The sequence below is a fragment of the Dickeya undicola genome (genome assembly GCF_000784735.1).
GTDB lineage: Bacteria > Pseudomonadota > Gammaproteobacteria > Enterobacterales > Enterobacteriaceae > Dickeya > Dickeya undicola.
In genome coordinates, this window is the sequence record NZ_JSYG01000034.1 from 38,602 (window position 1) to 51,789 (window position 13,188).

Below are 13,188 nucleotides of genomic sequence, written 5' to 3' on the forward strand. Positions count from 1 at the left end.
GAGCCCGGTTTTGTAATGTGTTAATTCGCCGCTGCCGGTGCATCTATCACCAGCAGCATTGCGGTATTACCCATTCACCGCCTCCTCCTGAGGTTGCATTTGTTTAAACAGCTTCATCGATTTCTGACCGTGGAACAGCTTCACCATCTCGCTGCGTGCTTTCACCGCCTGCGTCAGGTCGCTCTGTTGATCCGGGTTGCCAAACGTCAAGCGGTCGAAGGTGCCGATCAGGTATAAGTAAAGCTGGTTCTGCCAGGCTTTCAGCGCGCTGATGGCGCACTTGCCAGCGGCGATGGAGCGGTAAAGCTGGCGGAAAAACTGTTCGGTTTCCTGCCAGAACGACACATCGATAAAACTGAAATCGCCACCCATGTCTTTTGGCCGACGGAACCAGGCCGCCTTCACCGACTGACGCAGCAGTTGCTGAGCCTCCAGGGCCATCTGCAAGCCCAGCGGCAGGTAGTCGTGCACTGCCGGGGTGAGGTCTTTCCACACCGGCACATGGTGTTCGTACCAGCAGCGCGCTTTCATGTTGTCCATGTCGTAGCCGAAGCACCACAGCCCGACTTTGTGCCGCAGTGGCACCCGTTGCCGGTTGCGGCTCACCACAAGGGCGGGCAATGTCTGGTTGAGTGCGTCCTGCGAGCCAATCACCAACCCCAGCCAGTCGCGGTACGACAATCCGCCCGGTTGGCCTTTTACCGATAGCAACATGCCGTCTTTGTTTGACTGGCGATACGGCGTCAGCGGGTGCTGCCAGTGTTCGTACTGTACGCCGTAATTTTTGCTGCGGTAGTGCGTGAACAAGTGGTCCGACTTATCGCCGCACAGGTCGCAATGCCCGGCTTCGGTATGGTCGAAGTCCAGTTCAATGCGGCGTGGCATCCCCCAGTACGCCTGCAAGCAGTGCGCGTTTTCCGGCGTCACCTTGTCTTTATCACCTTCGCTGGTGCGGGTAGCTGCCAGCCAGGGGAATACCGCCGCGACGCAATCACCGCGTTCGTCAGGCGTGACGTTAGCCCACAGTTTGCGCCACAGCGGCACCGGATTTTGCGCGTCGTAAGGCATCAGCAGGGTGGTGATCGGCCCACCACAGCGCACACCGCCCCGGTGCCCCAACTCGCCCGACGGCGCGTTGGTTTGCAGCGTGTAGAGCGCCAGCACGGCGCAATGCGGGCAGATGGCGTTCACCGTGCCACGCTTGACGAAGTGGTCTTTGCTAAGCTTGAGGGTATTACCGCCCGGTGCGTCGATCAGCAAACCAGAGATCGGGCTGTTGTCAGCATCCAGCGGGGAAAAATCCTGCATAAACGAGGGTTTATCGGCACCAAAGTTGAGCGCGGGAGCCAGCGTGTCGAGCGCGTGCGCCCAGCCGTCACCCAGCCCATCGCGCCAGATGTCCTCCCAGTCTTCCTCATCTGATGGGGCATAGGCGGTTTGCAACAGGCCGATCAGCAGTTGCCAGGCCGCGCCCTGAAAATCGGGCCGTGGACACGCCAGATCAATAATCCGGTCGTCGGCCAATTGCCGTGGAGAAATGTGGGTGCGGTGTCCGTCTGCGCCCAATACGGGTAACCAGGGTGTGTCAATCAGTGAAAACATGAACTACCTCTTCAATAAGGCCTCATCCGTGAGGTCGTCATGATTCCTGTTATTGTTTTCTGCCCCGGCGCGGCCAGAGTTCACGCCAGTGGCACCGATGTTTCCCGGTGGACAAAACTGCTAACGCAGTAAAAAACTGTGAAAAAACAGTCGTATTACAGACAAATTCATCATGGACTGACTACCGTGCAACGAGTCCCCTATCTGTAGGGTAGTAATCTGCCGCGTCGCCCTGCGCCAGCGGCGCAGCAGGGTTCTGGTAGCGCTGTTGAAAACCACGGGCGAACTTGCCGATATCGTGCTCAGAAAACGATCGCGCGTTTCCCCAATAATGAAAATAGGACTCAGACAACAGTTCCGAATGAACTGCTTCGGGCATGGGCTACCTCACCACTAAAATATGTGACTATTTATTAAGTATGGAAAACAAATAGGCAGTGACAAGATAATTTTTATAAATAAAAAAGCGACTTATTACATAGGTGATATTCGTTAGCCGATGAATAATATTTAATGATGAATATACCCGTCAGACTTCACGTTGCAGGTGCGTTGGCTGCGTTACTCGGCCCATTTCATGGGCCTCGCCCTTTCGGGGCCGCGGCCAGCAGCGTTCAAAACGCAAAACGTTTTGTCCTGCAACTCGCATTATTTTGGGAATATAATTAAATTCCAATAATAATTACTGGAAATTATTTCTCATTTCGGCGAGATAATTATTTTTTATGGCTCCGCTCCCGTTTTTTTATTGTTATAAATTCAACCACCTGATATCAGTGACGCCTTACCCGATACGGATAAAGGCGCAGTAGCCAACCTGTGCGACTAGCTTGAAAATCGTGATGACGTTAAACGAGAGACTGAAACGCGTGTAACGGCAGAGCGATGTCGGGTATCCCTCACAACAGCCATAAACCACGTCTCTGATGAGCTTTTCATGCCCCTTGCCGATCAACAGGTTGCTTAGCTAAACCGTTTCTTCTATTTTAGCAAACAGTTTAACTATCCCCGATAAAGAGTGTAATTATGTCTCACAAAGTATGGGTAATGGGCGATGCGGTGGTCGACCTCATTCCGGAAGACGAGGAACGCTATCTGAAATGCCCAGGGGGCGCACCGGCTAATGTCGCCGTGGGCGTCGCCCGATTGGGTGGAAACAGCGGCTTTATCGGCCGTGTCGGTGAGGATGTATTCGGCCACTTCCTGCGTGATGTACTGGCCCGCGAACAGGTGGAAGTCAGTCATATGCAGCCAGACGCCGAGCACCGTACCTCCACCGTGGTGGTGAGTCTCGATGATCAGGGTGAACGCACCTTCACGTTTATGGTACGCCCCAGCGCCGACCTGTTCCTGCAACCGTCTGACCTGCCGACGTTTCAGCGCAGCGAATGGCTACACCTGTGTTCCATCGCCCTGTCGCGCGAACCATCACGCAGCACCGCGCTGGAGGCAATAAAGCGAATTCGTGCGGCGCAAGGGTGGGTCAGTTTTGACCCGAATATCCGCGCTGACCTGTGGCACAGCGAGCAGGAATTGAGAACCTGTCTGGATCAGGTGCTGGCGCTGGCGGACGTGGTGAAACTCTCGCAAGAGGAATTCCTGTTTCTCAGCGGCAGCGAGGACATTCGTCAGGGTAGCGCCACCCTGATGGCCCGATACCCGATTAAGCGATTGCTGGTTACTCAGGGCGGCGATGGCGTCTGGCTGCATGACGGTCAGCAATTGCGGCACTTCCTGGCGCAACGTGTTACCCCGGTCGATACCACCGGGGCGGGTGATGCCTTTGTGGCGGGTATGCTCGCGGCGCTGGCCCGCTACGATAGCCTGTATCAGATCGACGACTGGCATTCCGTACTCACGCAGGCACAGCGCTGCGGCGCGCTGGCAACCACCGCCAAAGGCGCGATGACGGCGTTGCCGTTCGCCCATCAACTCAGCAGCGTGTTATAGCCTTCAAAGCCCGCTCCCAACGGCCGTCTTACACCGTCGGGAACGGGTTTTGTTGTCATGATCACAGTTAGCACAGCAAGAAAACAAAATTCCTTGCCAACCCCTCTCAGCCCATTTAGCTTTCGCTGCATAACCGGTTTAGCAATTTAGCAAAACAAAAAAACCATCTGACCATTCAAGGGAAACCCCAACATGATAAAGCCAGGTTATCTTGCCGCCGCCGTGGGACTTGCACTCTGTACCTCTCAGGCGCTGGCCGCCCCCGCTGATAGCATTGAGGCGCGACTGAACGCGCTGGAGCAACGTCTGTTGCAGGCAGAACAACGCGCGAAGCAAGCGGAAGCCCGCGCCGACGCCGCCGAAAAACAGGCTAAACAACTGGCGGCCCGCACGGCGCAGGTCGAACAGAAAACCCAGCAGGTAGAACAAACTACCCAGCAGGTTGCCGCACGCACCACACAAAATGAGCAACAAACCCAACAAGTCGCGCTGAAAACTGACTCGCTAGCCAACAAACGCAATATTGCCGATGGTTTTGAATTCCACGGTTATGCCCGTTCTGGCCTGGCTATCCACGATTCCGTTACCAGCTCGAAGGCGAACATTGGCCCGAGTATGACACCAGCCGGTGAAACCGGTGGTCATGTTGGCCGACTGGGTAATGAAGACGATACCTACCTGGAACTGAAACTGGAGCACCGTACCAAGCTCGACAACGGTGCCACCACCCGTTTCAAAGTGATGATGGCGGACGGCCAGCGCAGCTATAACGACTGGACCGCCAGCACCAGTGACCTGAACGTGCGTGAAGCGTTTGTGGAACTGGGCTCGCTGCCGACCTTCACCGGTGCCTTCAAAGACACCACGCTGTGGGCCGGTAAACGCTTTGACCGCGATAACTTCGACATCCACTGGATCGACTCCGACGTGGTGTTCCTGGCTGGGACCGGCGGCGGTATCTACGACGTGAAACCGGTGGACGGCTGGAAAACCAACTTCTCTTTGTACGGCCGCAGCCTCGGTGAGATCACCACGCTGGATAACGAAATCCAAAACTATATTGTCACCAGCAATAACTTCGTCGGTCCGTTCCAGTTCATGCTGAGCGGCCTGCGCGCGCGCAACAACGATGTGAAGGAAAACACCGGGCGTAACAACGCCAACAATGTCACCAACACCAACGCTGGCGACACCGGTTACCATGCACTGGTTGCCTGGCACGGTGACAGCTTCTACGGCTTGCGTGATGGCACATCCAAAGTGGCGCTGCTGTACGGACACGGCCTCGGCGGTGAGGTTAAAGCCATCGGCTCCGACGGCAACCTGACACAGAATGCCAACACCTGGCGTCTGGCGACCTACGGTACGACCGCACTGAATAAAACCTGGAGCTTCGCCCCGGCCATTCTGGCGCAAAGCAGCAAAGATCGTTACGTTCAGGGGGATGACTACCGCTGGGTGACATTTAATGCGCGCTTTGTTCAGGAAATCACCGAAAACTTCGCGCTGGCCTATGAAGGCAGCTATCAATATATGAATCTGGATCCTCAGGGATACTTATCGCGTAATCAGGTAAGCGGCGGGTTCTACAAGCTGACATTCGCCCCGACGTTCAAAGTGGGTGACATCTCCAACTTATTAAGCCGTCCGGAACTGCGCGTCTTCGCCAGTTATATGGATTGGGACAAACGACTGGATAACTACGCCAGCGACGATGCTTTCGGTTCCACAGGCTTCAAAGCCGGTGGTGAATGGACCTTCGGCGTTCAGATGGAAACCTGGTTCTAACGGTTAACGCGGCCGTCACCGGCAAGGCGTATGCTACCGGTGACGGGTGACCGCACACCTGTTATTGATAAAAGAGGAATACTATGGATATTCATGCCACTGCGGCATCCCTGATCCCCTTGTTGGGAGGCAGGGAAAACATCGCCAGCGCCGCGCACTGCGCCACCCGCCTGCGGCTGGTGCTCAACGATGACAGTCTGGCCGATAAAACTGCCATTGAAAGCGTCGAGGGCGTCAAAGGGTGTTTCCAGAATGCCGGACAGATGCAGATCATTTTTGGTTCCGGGCTGGTGAACAAGGTCTACGCTGAGTTCATCAAAGCCGCTGGCATCAGCGAAGCCAGCACCAGCGAAGCCGCAACACTGGCAGCGCAAAAGCTTAATCCGCTGCAACGGCTGGCACGCTTGCTGTCGAACATTTTCGTGCCGATTATTCCGGCGATTGTTGCCTCCGGCCTGCTGATGGGCCTGCTCGGCATGATCAAGACCTACGGCTGGGTTGACGCCAACAGCGCCATTTTCGTGATGCTGGATATGTTCAGCTCCGCCGCGTTCATCATTCTGCCGATTCTGATCGGCTTTACCGCCGCGCGTGAATTTGGCGGCAACCCCTATCTGGGCGCAACGTTGGGGGGCATCCTCACCCACCCGGCACTGACCAACGCCTGGGGCGTGGCGGGTGGTTTCAAAACCATGCACCTGTTCGGCCTGGAATTTGCCATGATCGGCTATCAGGGCACCGTGTTCCCGGTGCTGCTGGCGGTATGGTTCATGAGTCTGGTGGAAAAGCGCCTGCGCAAAGTGGTGCCAAACGCGCTGGATATCATCGTGACGCCGTTCCTGACCGTGATCATTTCCGGCTTCGTCGCCATGCTGGTGATTGGCCCGGCGGGCCGCATGTTGGGCGACGGCATCTCTCTGGTACTGAGCACGCTGATTACCCACGCGGGCTGGCTGGCCGGGCTGCTGTTCGGCGGTCTGTATTCGGCGATTGTGATTACCGGTGTGCACCACAGTTTCCACGCTATTGAAGCCGGGCTGCTAGGTAATCCGTCTATTGGCGTCAATTTCCTGCTGCCGATCTGGGCGATGGCTAACGTGGCGCAAGGCGGTGCCTGTCTGGCGGTGTACTTCAAAACCCGCGATGCCAAAATCAGAGCTATCGCCGTACCCTCGTCGCTTTCCTGCCTGCTCGGCATTACCGAAGCGGCGATCTTCGGGATTAACCTGCGCTTCATCAAACCGTTCCTGGCCGGGCTGGCGGGCGGGGCGCTGGGTGGTGCCTGGGTGGTGGCTAACCATGTCAATATGACAGCGGTCGGGCTGACCGGCATTCCAGGCCTTGCCATCGTGCAGGCTGGCTCAATCCTGAGTTATCTGATTGGTATGCTGATCGCCTTTGGCACCGCCTTCCTGATCTCTTTGTTGCTGAAATACAAAACGGACAACGCATAATGAAGGAAATCCATCTGTTAAAACGCATGGCCTACGCGCTGATGTCTGGACCATCACGGCAAACCTATGACCCGCATCGTCCGCAGTGGCACCTGTCACCGCAGGTCGGGCTGCTGAACGATCCCAATGGGTTTGTGCAGCATAAAGGGCGTTACCATCTGTTTTATCAGTGGAATCCGCTGGCCTGTGCTCACGGTGCCAAGTTCTGGGGGCACTGGAGCTCCGCCGATCTGGTGCACTGGCGTCACGAACCGGTGGCGCTGGTGCCATCAGAAAGCTATGAAAGCCACGGCTGTTACTCAGGTTCAGCCGTGGTGGATAACGATGCGCTGACGCTGATTTATACCGGCAATGTAAAATACGACGACGGTTCACGCACTGCGTATCAGTGCCTGGCACGTGCCAATGACGATGGCGAATTCGACAAGTTCGGCCCGGTTTTGTCATTACCGGAAGGCTACACCGGCCACGTCCGTGACCCAAAAGTCTGGCGTCATCAGGACAACTGGTACATGGTGCTGGGCGCACAGGATAAGGACTTACAGGGCAAAGTGCTGCTGTATCGCTCATCCGACCTGCTGCAATGGCACTCTCTGGGTGAAATCGCCGGTTCTCGCCTCAACGGACTCGGCGATTTCGGTTACATGTGGGAATGCCCGGACCTGTTCGCACTAGAAAACCATGAGGTGCTGGTTTGCTGCCCACAGGGGCTACCTGCCGAGGAAGAGCACCACCTGAATACCCATCAGTCCGGTTATTTCATTGGCTCACTCGACTATGACCACGGCCGCTTCACCCATCAGGCGTTCCACGAACTGGATCTGGGCTTCGAATTTTACGCGCCGCAAACCACGCAGAGCGAAGATGGCCGCCGTCTGCTGTTCGGGTGGATGGGTGTGCCGGATCAGAATGAGTTCTTCCAGCCCACCATCACGCACGGCTGGATCCATACCATGACCTGCCCGCGTGAGCTGACGCTGCACGATGATCGAATTTACCAGCAACCAGCGCGCGAGCTGCAAAGCTTGCGTCATCTGGAACATCTGTGGCAGGGCGTTGCTGATTACGCGCCCGCGCTGCCTGCCAGCAGTGCGGAACTGATGCTGGACACCCAGGGCGAATTTCAGATCAACTTCGCCGAGGTGATGGTGCTGTGCTGGGACGGCGAGCGTCTGACGCTAAGCCGCCGCAACCGCCGCACCAACGAGCCGGAACACCGTTACTGGCATGACGGCCCGCTGCACCACTTGCAGATTCTGTGCGACCGCTCCAGCGTGGAAATTTTTATCAACCACGGGCAGGCGGTGATGTCATCACGCTATTTTCCCACCAGCGACGCCATGGTCAGCTTCAGTGGCTCGGGTCACATCACGTTGCAACACTGGCTGTTGGCACCATGCGTGATAGAATAAGGTTCCTTTTCATGCCATTAAAGGCACATTGTTCTCTAAAGATATCACGGTGAAACAGACCAAACGCGTCACAATTAGCGACATCGCACGACTGGCGGGCGTCTCCAAATCCACCGCCAGTCTGGTTCTTAATGGCCGCAGCAAAGAGTTCCGCGTTTCGGACGAAACCCGTGACCGGGTGCTGGCGCTGGCACAGCAGCAACGCTATCAACCCAGCATCCACGCCCGCTCTTTGCGCTCCAGCCGTAGCAACACGCTGGGGCTGGTGGTGCCGGAAATGACCAACTACGGTTTTGCGATGATCTCCCGCGAACTGGAGTGCCTGTGCCGGGAAGCCGGGTTGCAATTGTTGATTGCCTGTACCGATGAGAACGCCAGCCAGGAAATGATGGCGGTCAACAGCCTGATTCAGCGTCAGGTAGATGGCCTGATCGTCGCCTCCAGCATGTTGAGCGATGTTGAATACCAGAAGATTAACCAGCAGTTGCCGGTGTTGCAGTTCGACCGGGTGATCGGTGAATCCGACCTGCCGATGGTGGTATCCGAAGCGGTGGAATCTACCGCTTCGCTGGTGGAAAACATCGCTCGTCAGCATCCGGACGAATGCTATTTCATCGGCGGTCAGCCACGGATTTCTCCCACCCGCGATCGACTGGCTGGTTTTCAGCTTGGGCTGGAACGCGCCGGTGTCGAGTGTCGTCCAGAATGGATTATCCACGGTAACTATCATTCCAGCGCCGGTTACGAGATGTTCGCCCAGCTGTGCGCCCGTCTCGGTCGCCCGCCCAAGGCGCTCTATACCGCCGCCTGCGGCCTGCTGGAAGGGGTGCTGCGCTACCTGAGCCAGCACAACCTGATGGACTGTGATATGCGGCTATGTAGCTTTGACGATCACTACCTGTTTGATTGCCTGCCGATGAAGATCGATACCGTGGCGCAGGATTGCGAGATGCTGGCGCGCAACAGCTTCAACATGATCAACGCGCTGATTGAAGGGCAACCGTTGCAGGAAAGCCGCGTCTATGTACCGACCCGCCTGCACTGGCGTCACCCGGATTCTCTCACCTGAAAACACCCGGCGGACCTTACGCAAACCGCATAAAAAAACCACCGCCGGAGCGGTGGTTCTGTTCAGACGGCAAACCGCGCCTTAGCGCGCTTTCTCCGCGCCCATCAGGCCAATCTTGAGATAGCCCGACTCACGCAATGAATCCATCACCCGCATCAGGGTTTCGTAATCCACACTTTTGTCTGCCTGGAAGAAAATGGTGGTGTCTTTATTGCCCAGGGTTTTGGCTTCCAGCGCCTGAGCCAGCGTCGCCTCAGTGACCGCATCATCACCCAGATAGAGCTGTTTATCGGCCTTCACCGTCAGGAACACCGGTTTTTCCGGGCGCGGTTGCGGCGTAGCGCTGGAGGCAGGCAGGTTAACCCGCACATCTACCGTCGCCAACGGCGCAGCCACCATGAAGATGATCAGCAGCACCAGCATAACGTCGATAAACGGCGTCACGTTGATGTCATGCATTTCACCGTTTTCACTCTGCCCGTCGTTCAGATGCATCGCCATCGACTTACCCTACCCGCAGTTTCTGTGCCGGTGAAGAAGAGGCGTTGCCGACACTGGCGGCAATATCGAGATCACGGCTCTGCAACAGCAGAATCTGCGCGGCCACATCGCCCACGATCGCCTTATAGCTAGCCGTCCAACGTGCGAACACGTTATAGATCACTACCGCCGGAATCGCCGCGACCAGACCGATGGCCGTCGCCAGCAGCGCTTCGGCGATACCCGGTGCCACTACTGCCAGGTTGGTGGTCTGCGACTGGGCAATGCCGATAAAGCTGTTCATGATGCCCCAAACGGTGCCAAACAGACCGATAAACGGTGCGATAGCGCCGACCGTCGCCAGATAACCGGTTCCGCGCCCCATCTGACGCCCGGTAGCGGCCACACGGCGTTCAAAACGAAACGCGGTACGCTCTTTGATGCCGTTATTGTCATCAGAACGTTCGGACAGCTCCTGCTCATTACGGGCGTCTGCCAGCAATTGCAACGACACACTGCCCGGCTGAAACACGCTTGCGATATCCTGCGCGTCATCCAGCGTGCGGGCATCTTCCAGCGCCTGATGTTCCCGACGAATACGCTTTTTGGCACTCATCAGACTGGCACTCTTGCCAAAGAAAATCGCCCAGGTTACGACGGATGCCAGCAACAAGCCGATCATCACCGTTTTTACTACCACGTCAGCGTGCTGATACATTCCCCAAACGGACAGATCTGTGCTCATCAGGCTACTGACCGCGCCCGGCGGCGCAGACGGTGCCGCAGCCACAGCTACCGTCGTACCGGTCGCGATCGGTGCCGACGTCGGCGCAGCCAGTGCGCTGCCAGCCATACCCAGCAACGTGAACGCCATCAAACGATGAGTAAAGCCTCCGAACATACGGCCGGGCTTACGCCAGACTGATGATCCCCGTTGGTTCATATTCTTGTCAGCCGTATACACGCTGTACCTCCACCAATCATTTTCATGCCACGTTAATCTGGCGAAAATGATACCAAACCCACAATTAATTGATAGTCGTTCTCATTATTATTTGCGCATTTTGCTGCACGCTTTCCCCGGCACACCGTTTCTGCGCACATTTGCCACCCCGTCTCAGCGACATGTTCATCTTGATAAGAAAAGCCGCCCCCTGTCATCCCAGCCGTGATAACGTAAAGCGCTCAACGCAAGGAATGTTTAAGCTACAGGTGATGCCGTATGACGAGTAAAAAAATCGCCACCACGCTGGTGGCTGCCGGGCGCAGCAAAAGAGTGACCCAGGGGGCGGTCAACCCGGTGATTCAGCGTGCTTCTTCGCTAGTATTTGACAGCGTGCAGGACAAGAAACAGGCTACCATCAACCGCGCTAAAGGTGCCTTGTTTTATGGTCGCCGTGGCACCCTGACCCACTTCGCATTTCAGGACGCCATGACCGAACTGGAAGGTGGTGCAGGCTGCGCGCTCTATCCTTGTGGTGCCGCCGCGATCGCTAATGCCATCACCGCATTTGTCTCGGCAGGCGATCACCTGCTGGTGACGGGTTCTGCCTACGAACCCACGCAGGACTTTTGTAACAAAGTGCTGACCAAAATGAACATCAGCACCACCTTTTTTGATCCGATGATTGGCGATAACATCGCCAGCCTGATCCAACCGAATACCCGTGTGGTGTTTCTGGAATCACCCGGCTCCATTACCATGGAAGTACAGGACGTTCCGTCGATTGTTGCCGCCGTTCGCCGCGTTAACCCGGATATCGTCATCATGATCGACAACACCTGGGCGGCGGGTGTGCTGTTCCGGCCGCTCGATCTTGGCGTAGATATCTCGATTCAGTCCGGCACCAAATACATCACGGGTCACTCCGATGTCATGATTGGCACCGCTGTCGCCAACGCACGCTGCTGGGATCAACTGCGCGAGCAATCCTACCTGATGGGGCAGATGGCCGATGCCGACAGCGCCTACATGGCCAGCCGTGGACTGCGAACACTCGGCATCAGGTTGCAGCAGCATCAGGAAAACGGCCTGCGCGTGGCGCGCTGGCTGGCGGAGCGCCCGGAAGTCGCAACGGTCAACCACCCGGCGCTGCCTGGTTGCAAAGGGCATGAATTCTTCGTGCGAGATTTCAGCGGTGCAAATGGCCTGTTCTCATTCGTGCTGAAAGAGAAGCTAAGCCGTGAGCAATTGGCCCATTATCTCGACCATTTTAGCCACTTCCACATGGCCTACTCCTGGGGCGGTTTCGAGTCGCTGATCCTGGCGAATCAGCCGGAAGAACTGGCGGCGATTCGCCCGGCAGGCGGTGTCGACTTTACCGGCACGTTAGTGCGACTGCACATCGGCCTGGAAGATAGCGACGATTTGATCGCCGATTTGGAAACTGGCTTCAGGAGATTGCAGGAAATGTGACGCCACTATCCCTCCAGCCCCTTGATGCCGCTGTGGGAAGCGAAGGAAAGCGTATATGATGAACAGTAACAACAATGACGATACGTTTACCTTTTTTCCCCTATCCTGATGCTCGTTTTTCAGGCTTAGAGCCTATCCCAATAGGCATCATTGGCGCAGCCAGTTTGGACACGGACAGCACGAAGAACCCAGAGCGTACACACAGACACATAGTACGTGAGGCGTTCGAGCACGGCCCAGGACCAAAGTGCCAAGTAAAATAGCTTTATTGGGATAGGCTCTTAGTGCGGCGTATTCACGCCGTTTCAGGGGTTACAGCAAACCAGACAGGATGCGATATGAGTGTTGTTCATGAAATTATTCAGGCGCTGTGGCAGCAAGACTTCAGTGCCTTAGCCGACCCACACGTGGTATGGGTTATTTATGGCATACTTTTCACTACCCTGTTTCTGGAAAACGGTTTGCTGCCTGCCGCCTTTCTGCCGGGCGATAGTCTATTGCTGCTGACCGGTGCCATGATCGCCAAAGGCGTGATGAGCTTCATTCCCACCATGGTGCTATTGACTGTGGCCGCCAGCCTCGGTTGCTGGCTGAGTTATCTGCAAGGGCGCTGGTTGGGAGATACCCGGCTGGTGAAGAAATGGCTGCATCAGTTGCCTGCTCACTATCATCAACGCACCCATAGTCTGTTCCATCAGCACGGGCTGGCAGCGCTGCTGATTGGCCGTTTTCTGGCATTTGTGCGGACGTTGTTGCCGACCATTGCCGGGGTGTCTGGGTTGAGCAGCACCCGCTTTCAGATCTTTAACTGGTTGAGCGGTTTTCTGTGGGTCACCGGTATTGTCACGCTGGGCTATGCCCTCAGCCATATTCCACTGGTCAAACGTTACGAAGACCAGGTTATGACCGCATTATGTATTCTACCGCTGGTGTTGTTGTGCTGCGGGCTGGTGGGAATGCTGCTGGTACTGTGGCGTAAAAAACGGGCAATGGCCTGAGAAACACCGGCGAGCAGAC

The 13,188-nt window shown here is 56.2% G+C and carries 11 protein-coding genes; 7 read left to right on the plus strand and 4 right to left on the minus strand.

Annotation, left to right across the window (positions count from 1 at the left end):
- Positions 1-66: 66 nt before the first annotated feature.
- Both casA and OB87_RS20905 read right to left on the minus strand, forming a co-directional pair.
- The gene (casA, locus tag OB87_RS15965) at positions 67-1,602 is read right to left on the minus strand and encodes a type I-E CRISPR-associated protein Cse1/CasA (protein ID WP_033570407.1); all 1,536 of its coding nucleotides are present in this window, start codon (positions 1,600-1,602) and stop codon (positions 67-69) included.
- Positions 1,603-1,783: 181 nt separating this feature from the next.
- Positions 1,784-1,981 (minus strand): hypothetical protein, encoded by a 198-nt coding sequence (locus tag OB87_RS20905; RefSeq protein WP_152605905.1) that lies wholly within the window; start codon positions 1,979-1,981, stop codon positions 1,784-1,786.
- Positions 1,982-2,628: 647 nt separating this feature from the next.
- Here OB87_RS20905 and OB87_RS15970 point away from each other — a divergent pair.
- From OB87_RS15970 to OB87_RS15990, 5 genes are all read left to right on the plus strand, one after another.
- The gene (locus OB87_RS15970; RefSeq protein ID WP_033570408.1) at positions 2,629-3,552 is read left to right on the plus strand and encodes an aminoimidazole riboside kinase; all 924 of its coding nucleotides are present in this window, start codon (positions 2,629-2,631) and stop codon (positions 3,550-3,552) included.
- A 192-nt stretch (positions 3,553-3,744) separates the two neighbouring features.
- Entirely contained in the window at positions 3,745-5,340 is a 1,596-nt protein-coding gene (locus OB87_RS15975; protein WP_081977405.1) for a carbohydrate porin, read from the plus strand.
- Positions 5,341-5,423: 83 nt separating this feature from the next.
- Positions 5,424-6,794, plus strand: a complete 1,371-nt coding sequence (locus OB87_RS15980; RefSeq protein ID WP_033570409.1) for a sucrose-specific PTS transporter subunit IIBC — start codon at positions 5,424-5,426, stop codon at positions 6,792-6,794.
- Positions 6,794-8,206, plus strand: coding sequence for a glycoside hydrolase family 32 protein (locus tag OB87_RS15985; RefSeq protein WP_033570410.1), 1,413 nt, complete (start codon positions 6,794-6,796; stop codon positions 8,204-8,206). Before OB87_RS15980 ends, OB87_RS15985 begins: the two co-directional genes overlap by 1 nt.
- A gap of 49 nt (positions 8,207-8,255) precedes the next feature.
- A complete protein-coding gene (locus OB87_RS15990; protein ID WP_033570497.1) occupies positions 8,256-9,275 on the plus strand; it encodes a substrate-binding domain-containing protein in 1,020 nt (339 codons plus the stop codon).
- 81 nt (positions 9,276-9,356) lie between these two features.
- Here the strand turns inward: OB87_RS15990 and exbD are convergent, their stop codons facing one another.
- Complete coding sequence (exbD, locus tag OB87_RS15995) at positions 9,357-9,776, minus strand: TonB system transport protein ExbD (protein WP_033570411.1); 420 nt, start codon at positions 9,774-9,776, stop codon at positions 9,357-9,359.
- 4 nt (positions 9,777-9,780) lie between these two features.
- Positions 9,781-10,719: a tol-pal system-associated acyl-CoA thioesterase gene (exbB, locus tag OB87_RS16000; RefSeq protein ID WP_081977406.1), complete on the minus strand. Its 939-nt coding sequence runs from the start codon at positions 10,717-10,719 to the stop codon at positions 9,781-9,783.
- A gap of 258 nt (positions 10,720-10,977) precedes the next feature.
- Here exbB and metC point away from each other — a divergent pair, with 258 nt between their 5' ends.
- Positions 10,978-12,171 (plus strand): cystathionine beta-lyase, encoded by a 1,194-nt coding sequence (gene metC, locus OB87_RS16005; RefSeq protein WP_033570412.1) that lies wholly within the window; start codon positions 10,978-10,980, stop codon positions 12,169-12,171.
- 338 nt (positions 12,172-12,509) lie between these two features.
- Complete coding sequence (locus OB87_RS16010) at positions 12,510-13,169, plus strand: DedA family protein (RefSeq protein ID WP_033570413.1); 660 nt, start codon at positions 12,510-12,512, stop codon at positions 13,167-13,169.
- Positions 13,170-13,188: the final 19 nt, after the last annotated feature.

Coding starts and splice junctions, on each gene's coding strand:
- OB87_RS15985 (WP_033570410.1), top strand. CDS start 6,794: ATGAAGGAAATCCATCTGTTAAAACGCATGGCCTACGCGCTGATGTCT.
- OB87_RS20905 (WP_152605905.1), bottom strand. CDS start 1,981: ATGCCCGAAGCAGTTCATTCGGAACTGTTGTCTGAGTCCTATTTTCAT.
- casA (WP_033570407.1), bottom strand. CDS start 1,602: ATGTTTTCACTGATTGACACACCCTGGTTACCCGTATTGGGCGCAGAC.
- OB87_RS15980 (WP_033570409.1), top strand. CDS start 5,424: ATGGATATTCATGCCACTGCGGCATCCCTGATCCCCTTGTTGGGAGGC.
- OB87_RS16010 (WP_033570413.1), top strand. CDS start 12,510: ATGAGTGTTGTTCATGAAATTATTCAGGCGCTGTGGCAGCAAGACTTC.
- OB87_RS15970 (WP_033570408.1), top strand. CDS start 2,629: ATGTCTCACAAAGTATGGGTAATGGGCGATGCGGTGGTCGACCTCATT.
- metC (WP_033570412.1), top strand. CDS start 10,978: ATGACGAGTAAAAAAATCGCCACCACGCTGGTGGCTGCCGGGCGCAGC.
- OB87_RS15975 (WP_081977405.1), top strand. CDS start 3,745: ATGATAAAGCCAGGTTATCTTGCCGCCGCCGTGGGACTTGCACTCTGT.
- exbD (WP_033570411.1), bottom strand. CDS start 9,776: ATGGCGATGCATCTGAACGACGGGCAGAGTGAAAACGGTGAAATGCAT.